Source organism: Providencia sp. PROV_01 (assembly GCF_053098325.1).
The window spans coordinates 3,037,641-3,061,911 of the sequence record NZ_JBRFKD010000002.1 but is presented as its reverse complement, the minus strand read 5'-3'; the positions used below and the strand labels follow the sequence as shown (position 1 = coordinate 3,061,911).

Annotated in this window: 26 protein-coding genes and 1 pseudogene; 9 read left to right on the top strand and 18 right to left on the bottom strand. The window is 37.7% G+C overall.

The window, feature by feature from the left end:
* Positions 1 to 4 precede the first annotated feature (4 nt).
* Positions 5 to 778 carry a nucleotidyltransferase domain-containing protein gene (locus ACU696_RS14885; RefSeq protein WP_109911216.1) on the top strand — a complete coding sequence of 258 codons (774 nt, stop codon included), beginning with the start codon at positions 5 to 7 and terminating at the stop codon, positions 776 to 778.
* Between the two features lie 5 nt (positions 779 to 783).
* Here the strand turns inward: ACU696_RS14885 and ACU696_RS14880 are convergent, their stop codons facing one another.
* Both ACU696_RS14880 and ACU696_RS14875 read right to left on the bottom strand, forming a co-directional pair.
* Positions 784 to 1,215, bottom strand: a complete 432-nt coding sequence (locus ACU696_RS14880; RefSeq protein ID WP_198634910.1) for a DUF5339 family protein — start codon at positions 1,213 to 1,215, stop codon at positions 784 to 786.
* Between the two features lie 132 nt (positions 1,216 to 1,347).
* On the bottom strand, positions 1,348 to 1,773 hold the full coding sequence (locus ACU696_RS14875; protein WP_004910195.1) for a universal stress protein: 426 nt from the start codon (positions 1,771 to 1,773) through the stop codon (positions 1,348 to 1,350).
* 326 nt (positions 1,774 to 2,099) lie between these two features.
* Between ACU696_RS14875 and ACU696_RS14870 the strand changes: the two genes are divergently transcribed.
* On the top strand, positions 2,100 to 2,306 hold the full coding sequence (locus tag ACU696_RS14870) for a ParD-like family protein (protein WP_004910200.1): 207 nt from the start codon (positions 2,100 to 2,102) through the stop codon (positions 2,304 to 2,306).
* Complete coding sequence (gene map / locus ACU696_RS14865) at positions 2,299 to 3,069, top strand: type I methionyl aminopeptidase (protein WP_209101374.1); 771 nt, start codon at positions 2,299 to 2,301, stop codon at positions 3,067 to 3,069. Before ACU696_RS14870 ends, map begins: the two co-directional genes overlap by 8 nt.
* A gap of 66 nt (positions 3,070 to 3,135) precedes the next feature.
* Here the strand turns inward: map and ACU696_RS14860 are convergent, their stop codons facing one another.
* The 5 genes from ACU696_RS14860 to ACU696_RS14840 form a co-directional block, all read right to left on the bottom strand.
* Positions 3,136 to 3,567, bottom strand: coding sequence for a carboxymuconolactone decarboxylase family protein (locus ACU696_RS14860; protein ID WP_109911217.1), 432 nt, complete (start codon positions 3,565 to 3,567; stop codon positions 3,136 to 3,138).
* 106 nt (positions 3,568 to 3,673) lie between these two features.
* Positions 3,674 to 4,450, bottom strand: coding sequence for a DeoR/GlpR family DNA-binding transcription regulator (locus ACU696_RS14855; RefSeq protein ID WP_109911218.1), 777 nt, complete (start codon positions 4,448 to 4,450; stop codon positions 3,674 to 3,676).
* Positions 4,451 to 4,453: 3 nt separating this feature from the next.
* Positions 4,454 to 5,437, bottom strand: a complete 984-nt coding sequence (locus tag ACU696_RS14850; protein ID WP_109911219.1) for a D-threonate 4-phosphate dehydrogenase — start codon at positions 5,435 to 5,437, stop codon at positions 4,454 to 4,456.
* Positions 5,427 to 6,701, bottom strand: a complete 1,275-nt coding sequence (dtnK, locus tag ACU696_RS14845) for a D-threonate kinase (protein ID WP_209101379.1) — start codon at positions 6,699 to 6,701, stop codon at positions 5,427 to 5,429. Before dtnK ends, ACU696_RS14850 begins: the two co-directional genes overlap by 11 nt.
* A gap of 10 nt (positions 6,702 to 6,711) precedes the next feature.
* Positions 6,712 to 7,665 carry a 2-keto-3-deoxygluconate permease 1 gene (locus ACU696_RS14840; RefSeq protein WP_109911221.1) on the bottom strand — a complete coding sequence of 318 codons (954 nt, stop codon included), beginning with the start codon at positions 7,663 to 7,665 and terminating at the stop codon, positions 6,712 to 6,714.
* A gap of 427 nt (positions 7,666 to 8,092) precedes the next feature.
* Here ACU696_RS14840 and ACU696_RS14835 point away from each other — a divergent pair, with 427 nt between their 5' ends.
* Positions 8,093 to 9,037, top strand: coding sequence for an SPFH domain-containing protein (locus tag ACU696_RS14835; RefSeq protein WP_004910213.1), 945 nt, complete (start codon positions 8,093 to 8,095; stop codon positions 9,035 to 9,037).
* A 229-nt stretch (positions 9,038 to 9,266) separates the two neighbouring features.
* Here ACU696_RS14835 and ACU696_RS14830 read toward each other — a convergent pair whose 3' ends face one another.
* The 3 genes from ACU696_RS14830 to ACU696_RS14820 all read right to left on the bottom strand — a co-directional run bounded on the left by ACU696_RS14830 (position 9,267) and on the right by ACU696_RS14820 (position 12,032).
* Positions 9,267 to 10,010, bottom strand: a complete 744-nt coding sequence (locus ACU696_RS14830; RefSeq protein ID WP_184957447.1) for an ankyrin repeat domain-containing protein — start codon at positions 10,008 to 10,010, stop codon at positions 9,267 to 9,269.
* Positions 10,011 to 10,148: 138 nt separating this feature from the next.
* The gene (locus ACU696_RS14825; protein ID WP_109911222.1) at positions 10,149 to 11,357 is read right to left on the bottom strand and encodes an NAD(P)/FAD-dependent oxidoreductase; all 1,209 of its coding nucleotides are present in this window, start codon (positions 11,355 to 11,357) and stop codon (positions 10,149 to 10,151) included.
* Positions 11,358 to 11,489: 132 nt separating this feature from the next.
* On the bottom strand, positions 11,490 to 12,032 hold the full coding sequence (locus ACU696_RS14820; RefSeq protein ID WP_004910219.1) for an RrF2 family transcriptional regulator: 543 nt from the start codon (positions 12,030 to 12,032) through the stop codon (positions 11,490 to 11,492).
* Positions 12,033 to 12,290: 258 nt separating this feature from the next.
* On the opposite strand from ACU696_RS14820, the pseudogene ACU696_RS14815 reads away from it, so the two are divergent.
* Positions 12,291 to 12,532, top strand: a pseudogene (locus tag ACU696_RS14815) (hypothetical protein); the annotation flags it as partial.
* Positions 12,533 to 12,583: 51 nt separating this feature from the next.
* Here ACU696_RS14815 and ACU696_RS14810 read toward each other — a convergent pair.
* Genes ACU696_RS14810 through ACU696_RS14800 form a run of 3 tightly spaced genes read right to left on the bottom strand, consistent with a single transcriptional unit; the run spans position 12,584 to position 14,607 of the window.
* Positions 12,584 to 13,840, bottom strand: coding sequence for a PTS ascorbate transporter subunit IIC (locus ACU696_RS14810; RefSeq protein ID WP_036958647.1), 1,257 nt, complete (start codon positions 13,838 to 13,840; stop codon positions 12,584 to 12,586).
* Between the two features lie 11 nt (positions 13,841 to 13,851).
* Positions 13,852 to 14,139, bottom strand: coding sequence for a PTS sugar transporter subunit IIB (locus ACU696_RS14805; protein WP_004910231.1), 288 nt, complete (start codon positions 14,137 to 14,139; stop codon positions 13,852 to 13,854).
* Between the two features lie 21 nt (positions 14,140 to 14,160).
* A complete protein-coding gene (locus tag ACU696_RS14800; RefSeq protein ID WP_109911223.1) occupies positions 14,161 to 14,607 on the bottom strand; it encodes a PTS sugar transporter subunit IIA in 447 nt (148 codons plus the stop codon).
* Positions 14,608 to 14,979: 372 nt separating this feature from the next.
* Here ACU696_RS14800 and ACU696_RS14795 point away from each other — a divergent pair, with 372 nt between their 5' ends.
* Both ACU696_RS14795 and ACU696_RS14790 read left to right on the top strand, forming a co-directional pair.
* Positions 14,980 to 16,014 (top strand): LacI family DNA-binding transcriptional regulator, encoded by a 1,035-nt coding sequence (locus ACU696_RS14795; protein ID WP_004910239.1) that lies wholly within the window; start codon positions 14,980 to 14,982, stop codon positions 16,012 to 16,014.
* Positions 16,015 to 16,271: 257 nt separating this feature from the next.
* Positions 16,272 to 17,165, top strand: a complete 894-nt coding sequence (locus ACU696_RS14790) for an endonuclease/exonuclease/phosphatase family protein (protein ID WP_196719698.1) — start codon at positions 16,272 to 16,274, stop codon at positions 17,163 to 17,165.
* Between the two features lie 71 nt (positions 17,166 to 17,236).
* Here the strand turns inward: ACU696_RS14790 and ACU696_RS14785 are convergent, their stop codons facing one another.
* Positions 17,237 to 17,524: a hypothetical protein gene (locus ACU696_RS14785; protein ID WP_004910245.1), complete on the bottom strand. Its 288-nt coding sequence runs from the start codon at positions 17,522 to 17,524 to the stop codon at positions 17,237 to 17,239.
* A gap of 1,056 nt (positions 17,525 to 18,580) precedes the next feature.
* On the opposite strand from ACU696_RS14785, the gene ACU696_RS14780 reads away from it, so the two are divergent.
* Entirely contained in the window at positions 18,581 to 18,970 is a 390-nt protein-coding gene (locus tag ACU696_RS14780; protein ID WP_004910246.1) for a hypothetical protein, read from the top strand.
* A gap of 123 nt (positions 18,971 to 19,093) precedes the next feature.
* On the opposite strand, the gene ACU696_RS14775 is transcribed toward ACU696_RS14780, so the two are convergent.
* Together ACU696_RS14775 and ACU696_RS14770 are read right to left on the bottom strand one after the other, a co-directional pair.
* Entirely contained in the window at positions 19,094 to 20,722 is a 1,629-nt protein-coding gene (locus tag ACU696_RS14775; RefSeq protein WP_123382041.1) for an FGGY-family carbohydrate kinase, read from the bottom strand.
* Between the two features lie 44 nt (positions 20,723 to 20,766).
* Positions 20,767 to 21,495: an SDR family oxidoreductase gene (locus ACU696_RS14770; RefSeq protein WP_004910250.1), complete on the bottom strand. Its 729-nt coding sequence runs from the start codon at positions 21,493 to 21,495 to the stop codon at positions 20,767 to 20,769.
* Positions 21,496 to 21,729: 234 nt separating this feature from the next.
* Between ACU696_RS14770 and ACU696_RS14765 the strand changes: the two genes are divergently transcribed.
* The gene (locus ACU696_RS14765) at positions 21,730 to 22,764 is read left to right on the top strand and encodes a LacI family DNA-binding transcriptional regulator (RefSeq protein WP_115167407.1); all 1,035 of its coding nucleotides are present in this window, start codon (positions 21,730 to 21,732) and stop codon (positions 22,762 to 22,764) included.
* A gap of 51 nt (positions 22,765 to 22,815) precedes the next feature.
* Here the strand turns inward: ACU696_RS14765 and fetB are convergent, their stop codons facing one another.
* Complete coding sequence (fetB, locus tag ACU696_RS14760; RefSeq protein ID WP_004910254.1) at positions 22,816 to 23,592, bottom strand: iron efflux ABC transporter permease subunit FetB; 777 nt, start codon at positions 23,590 to 23,592, stop codon at positions 22,816 to 22,818.
* 9 nt (positions 23,593 to 23,601) lie between these two features.
* The gene (fetA, locus tag ACU696_RS14755; RefSeq protein ID WP_004910255.1) at positions 23,602 to 24,255 is read right to left on the bottom strand and encodes an iron efflux ABC transporter ATP-binding subunit FetA; all 654 of its coding nucleotides are present in this window, start codon (positions 24,253 to 24,255) and stop codon (positions 23,602 to 23,604) included.
* Positions 24,256 to 24,271: the final 16 nt, after the last annotated feature.

The following is a 24,271-nucleotide window of genomic DNA, read 5'->3' as shown; positions in this document are numbered from 1 at the left end:
GGTTATGAAATTAAAAGATTATGCGTATATCCCTGTTCTTGAGGAAAGGCCTTTTCAATCGGAATTTCAGTTAGTAATAACAGAATCTATTTACTGGCTGAGTCACATACTAAAAGAAAAGCTCCATAGCCTATATGTTTATGGCAGTGTTGCAAAGGGCTGTGCAAAACCTCAACAATCAGATTTAGATCTGTGCATCATATTACGTGACGATCTTACCCAATTTGAGACAACCAGACTTAATGAAATACAACTACAACTAACGATTAGTCACACCGAGATAAGCAAAATTGATTTTGATATTGGTATACTTACGGATGTGATGAGTGAGGCTAATTTATATAGTTGGGGATATTGGATTAAGCATCATTGCCGTTGCATTTATGGGCATGATTTAGCTACATATTTTAGCCAACTTATCCCTTCGCGGGAAATAGCAGAAGCAGTTAATGGTGATTTTGTTAATGTACTCAATGATTATATTGACCAAATTAATCATTGTAATGATGACGCTGAACTAAAGTTATTATATCGGGCGGCATCGAGAAAACTCATTCGTTCGACCAACATTTTACGTTGGAAAAAAGACAATGACTGGCCAGAAACATTATCTGAATATACACAGAAATTAGTCCAACGTTATCCTGAACGGCAATTTGAGATAAATTATTTTTTATATCAAGGAACTGTTCCGTTTGCTGATGAGCAATTCGTGGGGAAATTAATCCAGTTTATCAATTGGTTAGATTGTGAGCGCTCTAATAGTATTAATAAATAAACCCGTTATAGCTCATCAGGCTGCAGTGCATTAACGATATAATTAATACTTGAAACACCCTTTTTGCAGGCCTTGTCTTTTAATATAGTCGGAGTTTTATCAATAGCCATTTTTACTGAAGACAGTTGATCTGTGTAGGTTTGTGCCCCAATAATCTCTGGATTATTATTTAAGTATTCAATAACTTCATCAACTTTTTGATAAAATTGGCCACAGGAGTCACCATCAATTTCTAAGGTTTTTAATTCATTTAGCGTATTTGGAATCAGTTGCTTGGTTTGCTGTTGTACCTGCTCGATATACTTTCCTGTTTTTACTTGCTCAACGATAGTCATCACCTGATTTTTCATGTTAAAAAACAAGGTGATAGATGTAATTAAAGCGATGGTAAGAATAATGTTGATGCTTATACTGATCCAGAGAAAGTATCTTTTCATTACATTCCTTGAGTGAAAAATAAACCTGTAATATATAGCCTAGTAGAGTGAATAATGTCGATATGTAAGCTTAACACGAAAAAACAAGGTAACCCAATAATAGGTTACCTAGGTTATTATAATTGATAGTGGTTATCGAACCGTTAAAACAGAAATTTTTGAATTTTGAATAACCATTGATGCTGTCGAACCTAAAAAATATGTGGACATACCGGGACGCTTTGAGCCAATTACAATTAAATCAGCAGAAATTTCTTCAGCAACGCGTAAAATCTCATCTCTTGGTGTTCCCATTAAAACTTGCGCGCTGTACTTATCACTTGAAAGATTAAATTCTTTAATAATCTCAGTGAGTTGTCTTGTTACATTATCTTGTTCACTATCCGCTTTTTCAGCAAAACCAAATCCCATCGTGGTATAGAAAGGGATAGTAGGAATAATCGCTAAAAAATGAATGTGTGCTTTTTCATATTCAGCAAGGTATTGAATATGTGCCATAACTAAATGTGCTAAGCTTTTTTCTGTTATATCAATCGGAACCAAAATCTTATTATACATATTTTTCTCCAGCTTTTATTTATTGAGTTCATGCAGTAATCGGGTCGTTAGTTTATAAAGAGTAGAGCTGTTAAATTAGTAAATGGCCGAGTCAATCAAAATAATGTTAATTTACACATAGGAATTACATACCTCGGGCTCCATCATAGCGGATCAACAAAATAAATACTTTGATGGCGGATTTAACTTAAGAAACTTAATGGTGATATTTATAGGCTGTTTTTCATGCGCTTTGTGCTATACAAAACGTGAGTACTTTGAATCATCACCTTCCTGTTATATGATCTATACATGGTTTGTATACATATCATATTGTTGAGGTTATTTTGGGTATCGTAAAAATTTCAGATGAATTGCATGATTATCTACGCCATGCGAGCCAAGTTATGTCCCGGTCGATTAATTCACAGGCAGAATTTTGGATTAAAATTGGAATGCAAGCTGAATTAAACCCGAATAAGACATTTACTATGTTAATCAATGAAATGTTAGAGAAAGAGTCAATTGAATTAAAAGGAAAGGTTCATGAATAATATTACAATTAAAACAGCAGAAGAAATTGAACTGATGCGTGAGTCTGGACGACTTTTGGCTAGTGTTTTTAAGATGTTGGATTCATTTATCGTACCTGGTATTTCTACGATGGAAATTAATGATAAAGTTGAAAGCTATATTGTTAATGAGTTACAAGCAAGGCCTGCCAGTAAAGGGCAATATGGCTACCAATATGTTTTGAACACGTCTCTAAATGAAGTCGTTTGCCATGGCGTTCCAAAAACAGATGAAATTTTAAAAGCAAAAGACATTATTAATGTTGATATTACGCTAGAGAAAAATGGTTTCATTGCCGATTCAAGTAAAATGTATGTGATGCCGGAAGCTTCACCACTGGCACGTAAGTTAGTTAAAGATACTTATGCCGCTATGTGGGAAGGCATAAAGCAAGTTAAACCAGGCGCAACGTTAGGTGATATTGGTTCTGCTATTCAACATTATGCGGAATCTAAAGGTTATAGTATTGTACGTGAATATTGTGGGCATGGTATTGGCCGTGAAATGCATGAAGACCCGCAAGTTCTTCATTATGGCGTACGAGGGAAAGGGGTAGAATTAAAAGAAGGAATGACATTTACGATAGAGCCAATGATCAACCAAGGTGGAATGAAAATTAAAACAAAAAAAGATGGCTGGACAGTCGTAACGCGAGATAAAAAATTATCTGCTCAATCGGAACATACGGTATTAGTTACTAAAGATGGTTATGAAGTTTTAACACTACGCGATGAAGAAAAATAGCGTTAAAAATAGAGTTTATAAGCTTGCTGCCATTATGGTAACAAGCTTTTTTTATGCAAATTTTTACTATTGTCTCAGTGCTATTGCTATACGATTAAATGCACTCATTAAACCAATAGCGATGGTTAGATCAGAAATTTGAGCATCAGAAAAATGGTGTTTTAATTCATTAAAGAGAGCATCTGATGTACCACTGGTAGCTATATTAACAACCGCTTCTGTCCAAGCTAATGCAGCGCGTTCTAATGAATTAAAATGATGACTGACCTGCCAGCCAGCGAGAGTATCAATTTTTTTGTTACTAACGCCATTTGAACGCAATGAATTTGCATGCATATCTAGGCAAAATGCACAGCCATTGATTTGTGAAACTCTTAAATAGATGAGTTCTATCAGTTCGTTATCTAACCCGCTCTTATCCAATGCATTTTTGCAATCAATAAGCCCTTTATAAGCTTCAGGTGATAAATTGTAATAGGCTAATCTCAGTTCACTCATGAGTGATTCCTTACATATTTTGTTGTCAGATAAAATGCAATGTTTGGTGCGGTTTGGTTGGAAGGTTGCGCTACTTTATTTTATAAAGAAATCACGTTCAATAGCATTAAGTGGCATTTGTGGAAACCAATATTAGATTAGTACGACAAGAATCTATAAATTTTTGATGAATATCGAGAGGAAGTTGGTTGTCTGTAATAATATCTGTGAATTCGTCTATTTGAGCGACACGAAATAATGACCATTTACCGTATTTACTACTATCAGCAAGCATAACAGAACGTGTAGCATTTGTTATTAGATCACGTTTTAGCCCAGCTTTTTCTTCTGTTGGTGTTGTAATTCCTTTTTCTAAACTCCAAGAGTTACAACTAATGAATGCGATATCAGGATAAATACTACGTAATAAAACGCGCCCATGCTCACCAATACAAGATTGGCTACTATCGTCAATTCGTCCACCAACAATTGTGACTTCAATTTGTTTGAATTCAGAAAGAAAAAGAGCAATATGGAGGTCAGAGGTGATAACACGCAGGGGCATATGAGTGAGCTCCCGCGCTAGCTCAAGCATGGTTGTTCCTGCGTCAAGTAAAACTGTGCTACCTGGTTCAATTAAACGGGCTGCTGTTTTCGCAATAGCCCGTTTTTCTCTTAGATTACGCTGGTTTTTTTCCGATGTAGTGGGCTGAACAGGAATGAAACGATTGAGGGTTACACCGCCATGTGTGCGAGAGATAACCCCAGTTTCATCAAGTTTAATGAGATCACGCCGGATAGTAGCCGCTGATACGGATAGTGCTTGTACTAGTTCCTCAACAGTGACGAGGTTATGCTGTTTAAGATACTCAAGTATTAAATCTAATCTATCCATTGTGCTCATTAGTTATACTACATTCATCGCAAGTTTAAGTGAGATGGCCATACTTTCAGGATTTGCTTTACCCGTCCAAGCAATATCAAATGCGGTACCGTGATCGGCTGATGTGCGCAAGAACGGAAGACCCGCAGTGATATTAACACCATCATAAAAACCTAATAATTTCAAAGGAATATGACCCTGGTCGTGATACATGGCAACGACAATGTCATATTGCCCTTGATAGGCTTGTAAAAATACAGTATCTGGAGGACAAGGGCCATAAACATCAATACCTTCAGACCTTACCTGTTCTATAGCTGGTTGTAAATATACGATTTCTTCATCACCAAATAAACCATTTTCCCCAGCATGAGGATTAACGCCTGCGATAGCAATACGCGGTTTTTCATAACCAACGCGTTTTAAAAAGTCTGATGCGATACGAGACACGGTTATGATACGCTCGCTATTTAATGTATCTAAAAATTTACGCAATGCAATATGTGTCGTGACATGGATGACTTTTAATTTTTCTGTATAAAGCACCATGGCATAATCTTTGGTATTGGTTAGCTGGGCAAGAAGTTCAGTGTGACCTGGGTAGTTGTGCCCAGCAAGGTGTAATGCTTCTTTATTTAAAGGTGCAGTAGCAATCGCTTTCACTTCGCCTGCGAGTGCTAGTTCAGTCGCACGTTTAATACAACGAAATGCTAAGTCACCAGCTTGAGCTTGGACCTTGCCCGCAATAAGCGCGCTAGGATCGGCTAAGGGTTCATCAATAATATTGATGGTATCCGCTGAAAATTGAGCTTCTTTGATATTTTGTATCACATTGATTTTTACCTGAGGAACTAACCCCGATTTAATTAATCGCTGCATTGTTGATGCACAACCGATAACAACGGCAGAGGCTCCTGCAAGTTCACCTTCTGCAAGGGATTTGACGATAATTTCTGGGCCAATACCAGCAGGATCTCCCATCGTAATAGCAACAACATTATTTTTCACAATAAATTTCCTCAATATATTTGATGGCTTCGCATAAAGTGGTTATTTGACCAAACCCTCCCGCTTTGGTGATCACGGGTAAATCATCAATTTCACTGTCAATAAAAGTGCCGCAAGGTATACATGGCATTACTTCAGATTGAATTCGATAACCTTTTGCTCCCAAAGTATTGGCAACCGCAATCGCAATATCTCCACCTGTTAAAAAAAGTCCCCCGATGCTGGAAACAGACAGCGTTTTTAAGGTCAGCAAACTAATAAAGTCGCTGATATTTTTTCCCAATTCATTACGTGTCATACCGTAGGTAGTGCATAGGTCATCAATATGATGCCTATCTTGCACATCTCGGCTGGTTCGTATGATGGTGTGTTTTTGTTGGTTTAATGTTTGACTAATTTCTTTGATGAGCGCAGCCATATAGTTATCTTGTGTAGTGGCTGCAAGTACTTGCGTTACATCAACATCAATAACACTGGCATCACAATGCGTTTGTGCATAGTTTACCTGTTCAATTGTTGCGCTGCTCATTGAGCCAGCGACAATAAATAACGGTAGCCCTTGCTTTTTATCCATGAAAATAATCTCAGGCAATGCATTTGCAAAGCCCGCAGCTCCAACGAGTAGGCAAGGTTGAGCTATTGAAAATACAGCCTTAGCAATTAGGGTTAGATCTTCATCATTTTCAGCATCCGTGACGATGATACTGGCTTGCGTTGGCTTTTGTGCTTGTAACCATGTTACGAATTGGCCTGAACGTATTTGGTCTAGATACACTTCAATAACAGGCAGGGTAGTCTGTTGATGGACGATAGTTTGGATGAGTGATGAAACTATTGGTGTTTTAGGGTCAGAAGCAAATTCAGTTTCAACAAGTGCTTTTCCATGAACGAGGCATTCACCATTTAACGTTACGCGTCCTGCCGCAGGAATAGCTGCGGCAACAATAGCAAATTTTAAGCCTGTTTCTGACATAATTGTCTCTATTTCTGCACCGATATTACCGCGAAATGTTGAGTCAATTTTTTTATAAATGACAGGTTTATCCTTCTGAGATAAAAAAGGTTTCAGGCTATTTCGTAGGTTTTCTGAAGCAACTTGTGCATTTAATGCACGACTTTCTGTATTAAGCACAACGACATCAGCAAACCAAGAATGTTTTTGTGTACTATCAAGAAGTATCTCTGTACGCGCATGCTTTTTAGCAAATTGAACACCGGTATCATTTGCCCCTGTAAAGTCATCCGCAATAACTAATAGCTTCATAAATAACTCCTTACTCTTCAGTTTGTTGGGGTTGTCTTGCTTGTTGACGTTTAGCAACCCAAGAGGTCAGGATAGGGGTTAGAATAGCGGTGGTAATCACGGATGCAGCAATCAATGGAGCCGCAGAAAGCGCGATAGCCTCTAAGGATGGGTCGGCTTGTGCGATAGCGAGTGGTGTTGCCACTGCATTTCCTGCGGTACTTGAGGCTGCAGCACCTGCTATACCAGAGCCTCCAACTAGACGGTCTGCTCGAATATTAAACCAGCCGCCAACAAACGTAGTCAGCGCACCGAGTAAAATACCCGCGAGCCCACCTTGTAATAGCATTTCTAAGTTGATCCCTGCGCCTAGTGCAAACGCGAAGAAAGGAATTAATATTGGCCCACCTTTTGTTAGAAAATCGCGCATATGTGGGTCTAGATTTCCTAAGATCATACCAACAATTAACGGAACAAGAACCGCAACTAATGCCATTAAAGGGATATTTGCCATACCAGCTGCGCCTAGCGCGATCATCGTAAAGAAGGGGCCATCATTAAGAGATAAAATTGAGATAGCACCAACGTCTCGTTTATTACCAAACTCCCCAACTAAAGCGGCATATAAACCACCATTTGAATTACTCATTGCTGCAATAATTGCAACACCAGTTAAACCAAAAATCCCTTCCATTCCAAAGAGATAATCGACTCCTAGGCCAAGAGCAATCGCAACGACTAATTTTGTTAAGGTAATTGTACCTCCTTGTAATAAAGCTTGAGGTGCTGCCTTGAAACTAATTCCTGCACCCATACAAAGCAAGAATGCGCCAATAAGAGCAGGAGCACCATTTTTAAATAGTGATGTCGTAAAGCCACCGATTTCGAGAGCTTGAGGAGCAAAGGTGTTGATTAGGGCACCAAGTACTAATGGCACAACCATCATGCCACCAGGTATACGTTCAATCGATTTTTTTATTTGCATGGTTTTCTCCGCCATGATTTATTTTAGTCACAATGATTATATTTAATCAATCAAAAACAACAGTGATCAAGATCGCAATAATCCCCTTTATTATTAATCGGCGTTACATGCTTAAAATTGCTGTTTTTTTGGTTGAAAATAACGATTTATTGATTTTAAGATGGGGTGAACGTCATCTCAACTGATTAAGGTGGTGATTATAAATAATCATTCATATGTTTTATGATTGAAAATAAGCAGTAATAATTTAAAAGGATAAAACTAGCTTTATAAAAAAATTATCTGTAATGACTTAGCAATACATTTTTACCAAGATAGAAACAGTAAATTTAGTGTTTTTAAACTTAGGATTATTAGACTTGTAGTTAGAAAGCAAGTAGTGACAATAGGCGCTTTATTATAATTATTATTTGATAGGGATTAACTCATGCAATTTAAATCAATGATTAAATTGGTTGTTGGCGCTGCATTACTACTAGTTATCGGCCTTGTAGGTATTAACTCATATACCATTGTCCAAGATGGTTCGGTTAAGGTAGGAACATTTTTAGGAAAGGTCGATCCAGTTGCTTATGATGCAGGTTTACATTTTCCAATTAACCCGTTTACAACGTTTGATACGTACTCAACAAAAGATATTCGTGTATCACTAAAAGAGCTAAGAGTACCTTCACAAGATAAACTAAAATCTATTGTTGATATTACGGTAATGCTTCAGTTTGATGGTTCTAAAGCTCCGGTATTACGTATTAATGGTGGTACAGAAAGTGAAGCTTTAGATAAATATGTACGCCAAAAATTGATTTCAACGATTTTGGAATTTGGTAAAGATGTTGCTAATGCGCAAGATCTTTATACAGCAGATACACAAAGAAAATTACAAGAATCTATTCGTGATGCTATTCAAGGGTATGCATCCCCTTATGGCTATACAATAAAAGAAATTATGATCCAAGATATTACTTTGCCTGAAGTTGTACAAGAGCAAGTGGTTAATACTAAAATGCGCCAAGAGCAAATTAACCAAGCAAAAGCAGAGGCAGAAAAAGAGCGTGAATTAGCTCAGAAAAAGGTTGTTATTGCTGAAGCGGAAAGAGAGTCTGCTGAACAACAAGCCATCGCTAGAGAACGTAATGCACAAGCAAGTTCATTTGCGATGCGCCAAGAAGCGGATGCAAAATTGTATGCTGCACAGAAAGAAGCTGAAGCTAATGCGATATTACAACGTACTATTACCCGTGAAATGATCAATTGGAAACAGTTAGAGATTGAACAAATTAAAGCTCACAAATATAAAGGTGAGGTGCCTAATATTGTGGTTGGTGCAGACTATGATGGCAAAATGATTATGGATATGCGTAATAGCCAGTAATTTTCATTAAAAGAATGACTACATTTACAACCTGTTCTATTAAGCTTGAAGTAACCACATAAAGTTGGGCACTTTTAGTCAATTGATTGTATAGCCTGATTTCGATATATAATCGGAATCAGGCTATTTAATATATAGAAGGGTACGTCCAATACTTTTGTTATGCTAAAAATAACTTATTTGCATGATTGGTGAAAATAATTCTGTTATTACCCAATATTCCTATAAATCAATTACAAGATGGTTTACCGGTACGATGATTTAGTGCACCATTATCAATAAGGAATTTTTGCATTTCTGGAAGATTATTTTTACATGCATAAGTTAATGCACTTTGGTCATAAGAAAACATGGTTACATCATCAGTCGTTGTACTTCGGTTAATATCTGCGCCTTGCGATAATAAGTATTTAACCGTTTCCATTCTATTATTACTTGCAGCTACCATGACTAATGTTTCACCATCACTTTCAATTTGCTGATTATTCAAGTCTACTTCGTCTTTCATTAGCTGATGGACTTTTTTTACAACATTGACATTATTACCGAGTACCGCGGATTTTAGTACGTTATATACGTCACCTGTATCGGTTGCCCAAAGATTAGCATTTTGGGATATAAGATAATCAACCATTGCTTCATCACCAATAAAGGCCGCCCATCCCAGAGCCGTTTGGTCTAAGCTACCGGTGTCTTTGGCTTCTATGTCTTGCCCCTCAGTAACCATTTGTTTTACTTTGTCTAAATCTCCCTGCTTTACGGCATCAAACCATTCGGCATTGACGCCTTCACTAGGGCTTTCATAGAAGACTCTCCAAGGTAAACGTTCTTTATTCGCTAGTTCGACCATCGTAGCGTAATCTGTTTTAAAATGCCTATATTTTAAAGGGTTATTATTATTAACAACTTGGGCTTGTGATACTGACCCAAAAGTAAGTAATGAAAAAGCAAATATAATTTTTTTAATATACATATTTAAACCTTATTAATATTTAGTTATTTATCAGTATTGAAAAATAAACGACACAAAGCAATACAAATCATACTTATTGTATTTTTATGCGGTTATTCCGATTTATTTTACTTGAATATATTAAATCTAAATTTTACCTCAAGGAACGATGACATAATCTGGAGCGGCGATAGCAAATAGCTCATTTTTTTCTAATTCAGGCGGGTATATCCACTTAGTATTTATTTCTTGTTTTATTTTTTTCCCTTCCTTTTTAATATAATGTATTTCTCTCTGCCAACCTTCGGTATAAAGAGCCCCCCAAGCCCCTAAATCAAGGCAGGTTACATATTTAGGCTGACTGTAAGGATGAAGAGGAAGCCCTAACAGTTCAGCGGCTGCATTATGCCCTGCAACACGGCCTAAACTTAGGGCATGTTGGCAAGTCATTAAATTATGATTTCCTTGATTATCAGTGGGAGCTTTGACAGTATCTCCTGCGACGAAAACATTTGAGACAGCTTGTGCGTGTAAATAATTATCCGAGATAATCCTATTACTAGCGTCACGTTCACCGCGAATCTGTTCCGTTAGAGAACTTGCTTTTACTCCTGTCGCTAATACGACAGTATTTGATTCTATGTACTCACCGTTTGACAGAGTAACTCCATCATGGCTTAGTGCTTCGACTCGTAATCCCGCGCGTAATTCAACGCCACATTCAATTAAAGCTTGTTGAATTACAGGAGAGATGTCTGCTCCCATTCCGGCTCCCACAGTGGGTTCTGAGTCAATTATAAATACTCGGCTCTTTGTAGATCCACCTAGAATTTTTTTCAGGCGTGTTGGCATTTCCGCGGCGCTTTCTATGCCTGTTAACCCTCCACCTACTACCACAACGGTGTTTCTAGCTAAAGTTTCCGGTTTGTTCTTTAGTGCTTGTAAATGTGTTTCAAGACGATGCGCAGCTTCTAATGAATCAACATCAAAGCCATACTTATCAAATCCAGGAACAGGAGGTACGTTTAATTGGCTACCCGTTGCCAGAATAAAGCGCTCATAAACTAGTGAAGTTTGGTTGCCATTAGCTAGATTAATGGTTAATAATTTTGCATCTGTATCGATATTTTGGATTTTACCTGCAATATATTCAACTCCGACGGCAGCTAGCTGCTTTGAAATATCTGGGGACATATTATCCAGCTTTGCTTCATATAAACGCGGTCGTATAGTGAGGTTAGGCCTTGGTGAAATTAAAATAACTTTGATGCTATTTTCTTTATTAGCTTGTGAAATTACCCGCATTGCTGAAATAGCAGCCCAAAAACCAGCAAAACCCGATCCTGCAATAACAATTTTAGCTGTCATTATTGAATTCCTTTGAAGATTAACGTTAAATGCTCATTTGCAAATTTTAAATAATAAAAACCCGCACCAGTGAAGATGTTATTAATTAAATACAAACGATGTGAATTTAAGGTAAGGCTATAGGATTATATGTTATGTTTTCCCACGACCTCCTTTGTTTGAACGAACTGTTCTAGCCTCAATTTTTTGATCCATCCAGGAGTTTACATCTCTATAAAAGCTATTAGGCGCGATTTGACATAGACGCTGCGCCACATCAGCAAGGGTTTGGTTAGCTAATACATCTCTCATTGCATTTTCAGCTTGAAGAATGACTTTATGTACGGAGCAGGTACCAGAAATAGCCCATTGTGGTAGACCATTTTCTTCGAAAACAGCACAACGGCGCCGTATTTCCTGGCACTCGAAAAGAGGTTTATAGCCTTCTATTGCATCAATTATAGATAGAAATGTAATTTTTTCAGGAGGCAATGCCAATCGATATCCACCTCTAATTCCCTCATTCGAACTCACGATCCCAGCCTTTTCTAACCGAGGCAAAATTTTTGCTAGAAAACTTGGAGAGATGCCTTGTAACTCTGCAAGTTCTCTACTGCTAAGAGAGCGTTCGGGATTATCAACAAACCAAAGTAGACAATGGATACCATATTCAACACTGACAGTAATGTGTGCCATTTATTTAAAGTTCCTAAGCATCTATTTATAAACAAGGACAATACAGGTCTCCGTTTTAATTGTCAATAGAACTAAGATAAGGTTAGTCCGCGTTATTAATGTAAGCTGCAACAAGTTGCATTATGGCATTTGATAAATAGAGCTATGGGGCTACAAGCGCTGTCCTTTGTCGTACATATTTCTATGTATGATCCTTAGTTAGAGGCGCTTCATCTTAAGATTGAACGAATTTTTATTGATATATTGAATGAAAATCTAAATGCGGTTTGGTTTTTGCTGATCTTTTTTGCTATCTGTTCAAATATTCTTATTGGTTACAATATACGCGGAACAAAAGGGAAAAATTGGTTGATACTCATATTGCCATCATTAACCACGTTAGCACTATTTATGATTGCGGAAATTGATGTTCCCGGAGAAGGTATGATCCACGTAACACCGGATGATTTAATATGCTACAGGAGTTTTTATTTAGAGTTGGGGCTTGGCTGGGAAAGTAGGGTAACCGCAAACAACTCCCCACTCGCAAATTTGCGATGGGGAGTCTTACCTTAGCGAACTATAATGCCTAATAAAATTCCGATTGCGCCAAAGTCAGCGTCACTGAATGTCGTATTAGCAATACCAATATCCCCAAGAACAGGTAATAGGAATACAGGTAGGAAGGTAATTAGTAATCCTTGAGCAAATGCACCCAAGATAGCCCCACGACGACCGCCTGTTGCATTACCAAAAACACCTGCAGCAGCACCCACGAAGAAATGCGGTACAACGCCTGGAATAATCACCGTCATATTTAATGCATACAGAACGAACATTCCCAAAACACCAGCAGCGAAACTACTTAAAAAACCGACTAACACCGCGTTTGGTGCATATGGGAAGACAACTGGGCAGTCTAAAGCCGGTTTTGCGTTAGGGACTAATTTGTCAGAGATACCTTTAAACGCAGGAACAATTTCTGCAATAACCATGCGCACACCTTGCAGAATAATATATACACCGGCAGCAAATGTAATGGATTGCATCAATGAGAACATGAACCAATTCTTGCCACCACTGACTTCGCGAACGAAATCACCGCCGGCAAATAAGCATGTAATGATAAAAATAATGAACATGGTGAAAGAGATAGCGACAGGAGTATCTCTTAAAAACAGCAAGCTTTTCGGGACATTCATATCTTCTGTTGAATGTTCTTTGTTACCGAACTTGCTACCAATGAACCCAGCTAAAACATAAGAAATCGTTGAGAAATGACCAATCGCAACGTCATCTGAACCCGTCACTTTTTTCATATAAGGGTGGGCAATTGCAGGGAAAAATACCATACAAAAGCCAACAATTAATGAACCAACAGTCACTAATAGGGTTCCTTCCATTCCTGCGGTAGCTAAGATAACCGCAATCATCATGGACATGAATAAAGTATGGTGCCCTGTAAGGAAAATAAATTTCCAGGGTGTTAAGCGAGCAATCAAGATATTGATTAGCATCGCAAAGAACATAATCATTGCCATTTCACGGCCGAAGCTTTTTTGTGCGATAGACACGATAGCTTCGTTATTTGGAACAACGCCGTTAATACCAAAGGCATGTTGGAAAATGGCTGAGAAATCGCCTAGCGAGCTGACGACTAAGCCTGCACCAGCACCTAAGATCACAAAACCCATGATGGTTTTGATGGTGCCTTTAATACATTCAGTTACTGGTTTTTTCTGCGCGATCAAACCAATAAGTGCGATTAAACCTACAAGAATGGCTGGCTCAGATAAAACATCCTGCATCAGAAAACGAAAAAATGACATAGTGCCTCCGCTTACATTGCACCAAGTTTTTGTAAAGCAACAGTCAGGCGCTCTTTCATTGCAACTTTATCAATCATATTTTCCAGAGCAACGATTTCACCACCAACTTGTTGAGCAACTAATTGTTCTGCAATATCGCTTGTACCAACAAAGATATCGCTTACGGTGCCTTTTGCGGAACCTAAATCCACATGGTCAACATCTGCACTGACTTGCAGATCTTTTAAAATATTCTTAATGCTCATTTCCATCATTAAGCTTGTGCCCAAGCCATTTCCACAAACAACAGTAATTTTCATAATATTTACCTTAATATCTAATTATTCATATTTAGCGATGATTTTAAGAATGTCATCTACGTTTTCTGATTGCATGATGCTGTCAATATCTTCTTGATTATCAAAAAGTTCAGCTAATTTTGCGATGGCGCCGATATGACTATTGCTATCGGTTGCTGCGAGTACAATTAATAATTTGATTGGGTCATTGCCCTCAGAACCAAATTCAACCCCTTGTTTAAGAACGGTTAAACCAAGGGATAATTGGTTCACGCCATCTTCAGGGCGTGCGTGAGGCATGGCAATTCCTGGACCTAATACATAATAAGGACCGATTTTTTCGTGCGATTGAATTATTGCATCAACATATCTCGGTTCAATGAGTTTATTATTAATTAATGGGTTACAGGCGATTTTTATCGCTTCTTGCCAATCACTGGCTCTGTCGACGACTTGAATGACGTTAGGGGTCAGTAATGTCGTTAGCATCGGGTTGCTCCTGGTAGAGTGAAATTATTATCTTTGTAATGGTTGAATGAATAGTAGTGTTCTATGGTAGCGCTATCTAGCTGAATCTTTCATTTTCGTGATAGCGCTATCATTTTAAGAAAATATAGCGAACAAAAACAAAATGAGTACACTTGTCGGCTGATTAACAAATTCAACCTGTGGTAAGTTAATCTGAGCTGGTGATTTTTAGTGTTTCTTTAGATTTCAGAGAACCATATTGGCTATTTTTAGCTCATTTAATCTAGAACACGAAAAAAGCAAAAAAAACACGCTTGATTCGAATGAAAATTGTCCATTGAAGATCAACAACCTTAGGGTTAATAATGAGTTTAGGCTAAGTAAAAGTATTACATGCAAAAAATACGAAAAAGAAAAAATACAGGGCGAGTCACGTTGCAGGATGTCGCAAAATTTGCAGGCGTTGGGTCCATGACGGTCTCTCGAGCTCTGCGTACACCTGAATTAGTATCCGACAAATTACGTGAAAAAATTAATGCTGCGGTTGAAGAACTTGGTTATATACCTAATTCTGCGGCAGGTATTTTGGCTTCTGGTCAAAGCCGTACTGTTGCTGTTTTAATTCCGTCTCTGCGTGATAATGCCAGTTCAGTTTTTCTGCAATCTTTACAAGAAGCGCTGAACAAAAATAATTATCAAGTTGTTATTGGTAGCCATGATTACCAGCAAAAAAAAGAGTCTGAAGTTTTATCGACACTATTACAGAGTAACCCCGCGGCATTGATTATTTTTGGGGCAATAAATTCAGAAAGTGTGTCTAATTATCTAAAGAATTTAGATATTCCAGTTGTCAGTGTTGCAGGGGAGTCGAACCATCCAGTCACGTTGAATATCAAGAGTAACGTTGGTGATGCGGTTAATTTTTTAACTAACTATATGTTACAAAAAGGGTATAAGAAGATAGGCTATATTGGCGCTCAAATGGACAGTAAAATGCAAAGCCAACAATTAAGTGGCTGGAACCGAGCGATGCTGACGTATAACCAAAGTGCAGATCAAAGTATTACAACGCCGTATGTTGCAACGATGGATTTTGGTCGTCAGGCAATTAGTGAGATGTTGACCCGCCAACCAGAGCTTGAAGCTGTGATTTGCAGCCATGAAATGATTGCGCTTGGCGTCATTTTTGAGTGCCAGAGACGTTTAATTCAGATACCTAAAATGTTAGCGATCGCTTGTGTTGAAGGTTCTTCAAATTGTGATCACATTCATCCATCACTGACTTCCGTGCGGATTGATTACAGTAAAATGGCTCGAGAAACAGCGAAAAGACTACAAAAATGGCTTGCTGATGTCGATTGTGATTTTGTTGAACGTAAAGAAGGAGTTGTTTTTCCGTATAAATTTGAAGCAAGACAAAGTGCGTAAAATTTAATTTATTGTTATTAATCACGTTTTATTGAATATCTTGCTTGTCCTTAGTGAATAATAGTGCGGTAACTCACTATTTTGTATAAACAATGGTGGTTTTTTTTTCTCTCGAAATAAGATTGTCGACTTGGTCACTACATCTTTTTTATTCTCTGTTAATGTATGAAAACTGCAAGTTAATGAATTCAGCTTAGCTAGAATTTTATTCAACACTTGCACTATTTTGTCATATTAGATATTCACAGGGGAAAACAATGAAATTACTAAAAACAGTTATTTCCACTACAATTTTAGTTTCTTGCGGTGCGATGGCATCGATGACGGGTTCTGAAGTTTTAAAAGTACAGGATGGAGGAACACCGAATAAAGCTTACACTTCAAACAAACCGACAATTAAAGTTGCAACCTATAACATTGGTAAAAATGAGTTGGCATCAGATGTCAGTAATCTCGATGGATTGAATAAGGCGATTGCGAAAATAGATGCTGATGTGATTGTTTTAACAGAAATTGATAATAAAACAGCCCGCAGTAAAAAAGTTCACCAGTTAGAAGAAATAGCGAAAGCCAATAAGATGGATTTTGCTTTTGGTAAGGCATTGGATTTTGATGGTGGAGAATATGGTGTAGGAATTTTATCAAAATATCAAATCGATAAATCTAAAGTAGTTAATTTACCTTCGGGTGATGCTGAACAACGTGTTGTATTAATATCCCAGATATCAAAACCAGGTTTTGATGCGCCAATTATAGTGATGGGAACGCACCTTGATTGGCAGAAAGATCCAACCATTCGCATTGGACAGGTTCGCCATATTTTAGATGCAAGTATTGGGGATACGGATACGGGATTTGATAATATTGCGGCATCAATAAAAATATTAGCAGGGGATTTTAATTCAACAGTGAATGAACAGCCTATCCAAGAAATTCGTTATATGTGGAACCCAGTTGAATTTAAAGGTATTGATTACCGTAGCTGGCCAGCGGTAAACCCAGCGATAGATATTGACCATATTTTTACATTTAAAGGCCAAGTTTGGGATGTGAAAAATATGGAAATCCCAACAGATAGCAAAGAGTTTCAATGGTCAAGTGTTAGCGACCACCTACCTATAATTGCTGAATTAGAGCTACAAGAGCAATAGAAGTTTAACAGAAAAATTATCGATAAAAGGCCTCATTTAGTTTGTAGGCCTTTTCAACTGTAAATGCTAACTTAATTGGCTAGCAATTTTTTCCTTTCAATATACCGTTTTTCGGCTACTTCCAAATAAGACTCAACTGTTGAGTATATTTGCTGACTCTGTTCGGCTAATTGTTGCGATGCATCTAATGTTGCATCTGTCTGCTGCTTAAATACGGTAAGAAAATCTTGAATGCTATCGAAATGGCCTGCGACGTTAGCATAGTAAAATTGGTATACATAAGACTCCTGAGAGTGGCTTAGCTCTGTGTTGTTTTTGATGTTATTAGTTGCAAGTAATAGTAATTGAATATTTGTCATGGTTTACCCTTTTCTTTGGAAAACAATGCTACATGAGATAAAAAAAATATTTTGTCAAATTTGGCCGGATAATTTTATGTATTGGCTAAAAGAAGCAATTTTTACTAGGAATATTCTGTAATTTAGGTTGGTGGTATATATCAAAAATTGGATAAAAGAAGATATATCGAGAAGTTTAATAGTAAATTACTATATGGATATTGTTAAATATTCTTATGCATTTTGAGGTTGACTATTGATGTTAACTGTTTGGTATCATAACATTAACATTTCATTAATTAACTCTTTGTTTGTTTTTATCTTATTAATCAATTGGTTGTGCGTTATTGCGCTTAAGGTGGAAGCGATAACTCGGCTAATTTAGTTTGAAAAAAGAGATTAATGAACAATAGGTTAAAAATTAAGATGGCAAATGGCATGAATTAATGTATTTTTTATATCAAGTTGAATTTTAAATATTTTTTGTTTTTTAATGGTGAGATCTAGCAAGGATGGCTTATTTGAAAATAACGAATATATTATAATTTAATTTTAATTTACGCTTATATTGAGTTTAAATACTCACAAGGTGAGTTAATTAACATTTAGACATGGCTATTATTAAATTGAATTGTTTTATTACATATTTGGGTTTATTTTTGTTAAGCTATGATGAACAATTAAGGCTTATTATTGTTTCTGTGTTTTGGTAAATGAAACTTCTCTAGTTAAAAAAATACAAATTGAAACAGTTAATGTTTCAAGTACTATTTATATTCTTAGTTTAATACTGGTATACTTACTCATGTGATGTGTAAAATAAAGTATAAATACGAACAGACTTTATAAATTTAATTGTGTTTATTTGCGCTGTTTGTGATGGTTATCGGAGATAGTAATTAGAAAAAACAAGCTATCTAATAAGGTATTCTTATATAGATAAGGCTGGATATTATTAAAATAATTATTATTTACTTACAATTGGCTAATGATAACTACTTAAGTGTATTTTTGGGCGGGGTGATTAGGTCATCCAGGTCAATTGGCTTGTTATTGAATAAATGAGAGCTTAAGAATATGAATATTATAAAGTTGCTCACAATTTTATTGTTAACTGGGGGCTCTTTTATTTTAGGGGTGACATTGAACTATTCCCCTACACCTGATCTTGTGAAAATGGCAAAAAGTAGTGTTGAAGACTATTTATCTTTCCCTGAATCCGCTTCATTTAAAAATGTGAAATATAATTTTATTCGCCAAACTGCGGATAAGGGTGATTTAGGCTACGTTTGTGGTGAAGTGTTTCGGGTTAAGAATGCAAGATTAGAAGGGTATAAAAAATTCATTGTGAAAGCCTATAGTGATAAACAAGGGAAGGTATCCTTGTCAATTCCTATGGTTGAGGGAGATTACGATTTAATGCCAAAAGAAATGGTTGATTCGTTATGGGCAAGATATTGTTTTTAAAACTGAGTGATAGCGTATGCCTTTTATTAAATTAAACGCAATAGGTAATACGAATCCTAAATAAAGAAAGCCGTAAGCCGGCTTTCTTTAGTATAAATATGACTCAACGTCATATTAGCGTGATTAGCCTTTTAATTCTCTAGCACATTGCTGTAAATGCAAGAAAGAGGTAAATCTTGTATCGTGGCGTGCTTTATAAGCTTCATTGGCTTGGTAGGTGAGGTCAATTGCACTAAATTGGTCCATGGCTTGTGCAACATCGTCACAGACTTTTCCTGCAACTGCACCGAGGATAGCTGAACCGAGTAAAACAGGCTCACTGGCTTGTGTTGAAATCACAGGGACACCGCACGCATCCGCAAGTAATTGGCGGATCAACGGGTGTTGGCCAGCACCTCCACTGACGACAATATTTTCAATAACTGCACCGGATTTTGCTTGTGCTTCAATGATTTGTCGTAACCCATAGCCAATGCCACACACACCAGCAACATAGAAAGAAAGTAAATTTTCCATGCTGTTATCCATGGTTAAGCCAGCAATGACGGCTCTGGCATGAGGGTCAGCAAAAGGTGCTCGATTTCCTAAAAACTCAGGGACAACATGTATTTTTTCAGCTAGCTCAACAGACTGCGATGGTGACGATGCTTTTTCTAATACTAAATCCGCTAACATAACAGGCAAGGGTTTACCTTGTTCTTTTGCAGTGAGTTTTGCTTGTGCTGAAGCGGGGTGCAAGGAAAGTAACTGGTCAATTGCAGCACCTGCCGCACTTTGGCCACCTTCATTTAGCCACATACCTGGCACCATTGCACTGAAATAAGGCCCCCATACACCGGGTATAAATACGGGTTCTTTGGTGGTCGTCATCGTGCATGAAGATGTACCAAATACGTAGGCCATATTAGCGGTTGCATCGCCATTAACACCAACGGTACCAATACCGCCAGCATGAGCATCTATCATACCTGCGGCGACAGGAGTTCCTGCTAGTAAGCCCATTTGCTGAGCTGCGGTTTCCGTCAAGCCTTCACCACAAGGCGTTCCTGGCTCGACAATAAGCTGCCCAATACGCGCGAAATTTTCATCTGCGAGTTCAGATAACCCAATTTGTTGAAAGTAATCTGCATCCCAGCGCTTTTCATGGGCTAGATATGTCCACTTACAGGTTACCGTACAGGTTGAACGAGCCAAAGAATTAGTCGATTTCCAAGTTAAAAAATCGGCTAAATCAAAAAATTGCCATGCATTATCATAGGATTGACGTAAATTTTCTTTTAGCCATAAAATCTTAGGCGTTTCCATTTCAGGCGAAATTTTACCGCCAACATAGTTTAAAACCGGATGTTTTAATTGATTAATACGTTCAGCTTGCTCTGTCGCGCGGTGATCCATCCACACAATAATATTGCGCTCAGGGTCATTCGATGGGCTAACTGTAATTGGTTGTGTATCTGTTCCGATGACAACTAGTGAACAGGTTGCATCAAAACCAATACCAGTCACTTGTTGTGGTTTTGCTTTTGATGATGCCATTGCGTGTTTGACACAATAACAAACCGCTTCCCAAATTTCGTTACTTGATTGCTCCGCGAAATTGGCGTTGTCACGAAATAGTGTAATATCATGTTTGGCAGACGCTAACATATTGCCAGACATATCAAAGACACCTGCGCGTGCACTGCCTGTGCCAACATCGATACCAATAACGACTTTATCGTTATCTTTTAATGGTGCATGTGAATTATTCATTTTCCCTCCAAGGTGCTAACTGCAATGAATTGCGAGATGACAAGTTAGAGATCAACACTGTTAGGCACAATAACAAGGTCACGAATAGTGACATTACGTGGGCGAGTTAACATAAATAATACCGCTTCAGCCACTTCAATTGGTTGCATTAAGCTACCATTTGCTAAGGCTTCTTCCATTTTTTCTTTTGGCCAATCATCAAGTAAGGCAGTAACCACAGGGCCGGGTAATACCGCACCAACACGCACACCATGCTCAGAGACTTGACGGCGTGTTGAATGGACGAAGGCTTGAACAGCAAATTTTGATGCGGTGTAAATCGGTTCCCAAATCACAGGAACAACACCTGCAATTGAACTGGTGAATAACACATCGCCTGATTTTTGAGCAATAAAATGAGGTAATACCGCGCGAACACAACGGAAAGCTGCATTAATATTTAAATTTAAAACTTTATCCCATACATCAGGGTCACCTTCAGCAACGGGGCCGCCAATATAGGCACCAGCGTTAGCATGGAAAATGTCTAAACCGCCTGCTTTTTGTAAAATGGCATCTAACATTCCATCAACTTGTTCCGGTTTCATTAAATCGATAACTAATGGAATTGCATTTTCACCTAATTCTTCAACAAGTTGGTTTAATCGCTCTTCTGCGCGGTCAATTAGAACGACTTTTGCACCTGCTTTGATCAGTGTGCGTGCACATTCAAGCCCAATACCTGAGGCAGCTCCGGTAATTGCTGCGACTTTGTTTTCAATAGAAATGGCCATAATTTACTCCAATCGGATATTTTAGCGAAATGTAAGAATGAAAAGCGCCTGAAATTAATGAAACAGCAATGAGTCACGGGGATGGATAGGTGGCTACATGCGATGGGTTGATAGTATTTATTTTGCAGTATATCAACTCATGCATCATCAATTTCAATATTGCTCAATCGATGTAGCAGTATTGCGACTTTTCGACTTTGGTGTCAAGCTAGTAAAAAATGGAGATGAGAATCTGTGACAAAGATCAGACAAAATAAGAAAACAACGATCTATGACCTTGCCGAATTAGCAGGGGTTTCAGCGAGTGCAGTGAGTGCAATACTCAATGGTAATTGGCAAAAAAGGCGAATTAGCGCACAACTTGCTGAAAAAGTGATCCGCATCGCCGAAGAACAAAATTATGCAGTCAATAAGCAAGCCAGCTTATTGCGCAGTAATAAATCCAAAATAATCGGTATGTTAGTTCCGAAGTATGACAACCGCTATTTTGGTTCTATTGTCGAACATTTTGAGGAAATGGCGCGTGAAAGAGGGTTATTTCCTATCATTACCTGCACGCGGCGTGACCCTGAATTAGAAATAGAAGCCGCACGTGCAATGATTTCTTATCAGGTTGATTGGTTGGTTTCAACAGGGGCAACCAATCCGGATAAAATCACTGAAATTTGCCAAGCTTCCGGTGTCTCAACCTTGAATTTAGACTTACCAGGCTTGTTGGCGCCTTCTGTTATTTCAGACAACTATCTTGGTGCAAAAAATTTAACACAACGTATTTTAAGCAAAAATAAATCTCAGACATCAACACATGAAGCTTTAATTTTTATTGGTGGTCGTGAACATGACCACAATACACGAGAACGTATTCGTGGGTTTATTGATGCACATAATGAAAAAGGTATCACAGTTCCACAAGAAAATATCTTGGCCTGCGGTTATGCTCCCGAAAAAGCGGAAAAAGCACTTTCACGATTTTTTGAACAGAATAATGAAGATCCACAGAAAATAGTGAAATGTGGTTTATTTATTAATTCAACTATTTCATTAGAAGGGGTTATTGATTGGTTAGGTAAAAAAGGCTATATCGGTTCGCGTCAACCTCATTTAGGCTGTTTTGACTGGGACCCTTTTGTTGCACTATTAGGTAATGACATCGAAATGGTTAAACAGGATGTGCCAACGATGCTAAATCATATTTTTAAGTTGATAGATAATGAAAATAGCAAAGCACAGTTAATTGAAGTATTACCTGTGGGCGTGGTTAAAGAGTGATGTTAAGTAAGTGCCGCTTATCGTTGATGATAAATAAGCGGCGGAAGGTTATTATTTATTCAGTGTGGTAACCAATAATTGATGGCGTTGGTTATAGAATTTTGTATAAGTCATATACCCAGCCAGTATGGTTGAAAGGCTTGCGGTACCTAACAGCATAAAAGTCACCATAATCTGGTATTTAACTGCTTGTAACGGGTCAACTCCAGCAAAAATCAGGCCAGACATCATACCCGGTAAGCTGACAATTCCTACTGTTTTGGCTGAATCCACCGTTGGGATTAATGATGCTCGGATACTGTCGCGAATAATAGCAGCAGAAGCAATTTTTGGGGTTGCCCCTAAACTTAACATTTCTTGAATTTGTTGTTGTTGGCTTGAAAACCGTTGGCCGAGGTTATTAAAGCATAATCCTACTGCAATCATGGCATTACCTGCAATCATTCCAGTGATAGGAATTACCTGCATGGGTGTAAATGCGATGGCGTTAGTTAATATTAAGATTAACAATGTAAGAAATGTACCAGAGGTAATGGCAATTAATGCGGTAACATAAATTTTATCAATATATTTGCTTCTTTTCTTAGCGTTCCAGGCGGCATTGACGCAAATAAACATCACCAAGGCAATCGTGAGCAATTCGTGATCAACATTAAAAATATATTTTAGAATGTAGCCAGCGATCAATAGTTGAATAATCGCTCGGCAAGTACTCCAGATAATATCTTTTTCAAGGGACAGTTTTTCTTTATGACTAATAAAAATAGCCACAAGGACTAACAGGATAGAAAAGGTTAATGATTCATTGGAAATAGTTGGTTGATGCACAGTGATATCCTATGATTCGTTGTGATGAACAGGAAGGGTAATAACTTCATTGGTATGAGCGATTTCATCTTGATCATGGGTTACCCATAACACGCCTATTTTTTTGTCACTCGTTAAATGATGGATAAATTCATTCACTATAATTTTGTTTTCTTCATCTAGGGCACTGGTGATTTCATCTAACAGTAAGACTTGTGGAAGAAATTGTAAGTTTCTAATAAGAGAAATACGCTGTTTTTCTCCACCGGAGAGTTCGTTGATCCCTTTATCTAAAATAGATTCATGCAGAGAAAATTGATGCAAATCACTGATGACTTTCTCTTTATTAAGCGGCAATTTTCGAATTTGATAGGGAAAAACGAGGTTGTCATACACGGTTTGTCCAAATAAGGTGGGCGTTTGAGTGCAGTATGAAACTTGCTGCCGATAAGTTTCTGGTGAGATGGTATTGATATCTTTCCCTTGAAACTGAATAGTTCCTTGAGTTGGTGAAATTAACGAGGCGATTATTTTTAATAAAGTACTTTTACCGCAGCCAGAAGGTCCTGTAATCAGTTTGAAGTCACCTGCCTGTAAGTTAATCTGCACATTATCAAGAATTGTTTTTTCCTCAATGCTATACCCAATGTTATTAAGTTGTAGTAGTAAGTTACTTTCTTCCATATTATCAATAACCTAT

What these genes read in the sequence shown, in the direction of transcription:
- ACU696_RS14880 (WP_198634910.1), bottom strand. Translation starts at nt 1,215, where the DNA reads ATGAAAAGATACTTTCTCTGGATCAGTATAAGCATCAACATTATTCTT.
- ACU696_RS14820 (WP_004910219.1), bottom strand. Translation starts at nt 12,032, where the DNA reads ATGGCACACATTACTGTCAGTGTTGAATATGGTATCCATTGTCTACTT.
- ACU696_RS14810 (WP_036958647.1), bottom strand. Translation starts at nt 13,840, where the DNA reads ATGTCATTTTTTCGTTTTCTGATGCAGGATGTTTTATCTGAGCCAGCC.
- ACU696_RS14875 (WP_004910195.1), bottom strand. Translation starts at nt 1,773, where the DNA reads ATGTATAATAAGATTTTGGTTCCGATTGATATAACAGAAAAAAGCTTA.
- ACU696_RS14790 (WP_196719698.1), top strand. Translation starts at nt 16,272, where the DNA reads ATGAAATTACTAAAAACAGTTATTTCCACTACAATTTTAGTTTCTTGC.
- ACU696_RS14860 (WP_109911217.1), bottom strand. Translation starts at nt 3,567, where the DNA reads ATGAGTGAACTGAGATTAGCCTATTACAATTTATCACCTGAAGCTTAT.
- fetA (WP_004910255.1), bottom strand. Translation starts at nt 24,255, where the DNA reads ATGGAAGAAAGTAACTTACTACTACAACTTAATAACATTGGGTATAGC.
- ACU696_RS14840 (WP_109911221.1), bottom strand. Translation starts at nt 7,665, where the DNA reads ATGCAAATAAAAAAATCGATTGAACGTATACCTGGTGGCATGATGGTT.
- dtnK (WP_209101379.1), bottom strand. Translation starts at nt 6,701, where the DNA reads ATGAAGCTATTAGTTATTGCGGATGACTTTACAGGGGCAAATGATACC.
- ACU696_RS14835 (WP_004910213.1), top strand. Translation starts at nt 8,093, where the DNA reads ATGCAATTTAAATCAATGATTAAATTGGTTGTTGGCGCTGCATTACTA.
- ACU696_RS14795 (WP_004910239.1), top strand. Translation starts at nt 14,980, where the DNA reads ATGCAAAAAATACGAAAAAGAAAAAATACAGGGCGAGTCACGTTGCAG.
- map (WP_209101374.1), top strand. Translation starts at nt 2,299, where the DNA reads ATGAATAATATTACAATTAAAACAGCAGAAGAAATTGAACTGATGCGT.
- ACU696_RS14770 (WP_004910250.1), bottom strand. Translation starts at nt 21,495, where the DNA reads ATGGCCATTTCTATTGAAAACAAAGTCGCAGCAATTACCGGAGCTGCC.
- ACU696_RS14825 (WP_109911222.1), bottom strand. Translation starts at nt 11,357, where the DNA reads ATGACAGCTAAAATTGTTATTGCAGGATCGGGTTTTGCTGGTTTTTGG.
- ACU696_RS14830 (WP_184957447.1), bottom strand. Translation starts at nt 10,010, where the DNA reads ATGTATATTAAAAAAATTATATTTGCTTTTTCATTACTTACTTTTGGG.
- ACU696_RS14855 (WP_109911218.1), bottom strand. Translation starts at nt 4,450, where the DNA reads ATGAGCACAATGGATAGATTAGATTTAATACTTGAGTATCTTAAACAG.
- ACU696_RS14885 (WP_109911216.1), top strand. Translation starts at nt 5, where the DNA reads ATGAAATTAAAAGATTATGCGTATATCCCTGTTCTTGAGGAAAGGCCT.
- ACU696_RS14800 (WP_109911223.1), bottom strand. Translation starts at nt 14,607, where the DNA reads ATGCTAACGACATTACTGACCCCTAACGTCATTCAAGTCGTCGACAGA.
- ACU696_RS14775 (WP_123382041.1), bottom strand. Translation starts at nt 20,722, where the DNA reads ATGAATAATTCACATGCACCATTAAAAGATAACGATAAAGTCGTTATT.
- ACU696_RS14785 (WP_004910245.1), bottom strand. Translation starts at nt 17,524, where the DNA reads ATGACAAATATTCAATTACTATTACTTGCAACTAATAACATCAAAAAC.
- ACU696_RS14805 (WP_004910231.1), bottom strand. Translation starts at nt 14,139, where the DNA reads ATGAAAATTACTGTTGTTTGTGGAAATGGCTTGGGCACAAGCTTAATG.
- ACU696_RS14780 (WP_004910246.1), top strand. Translation starts at nt 18,581, where the DNA reads ATGAATATTATAAAGTTGCTCACAATTTTATTGTTAACTGGGGGCTCT.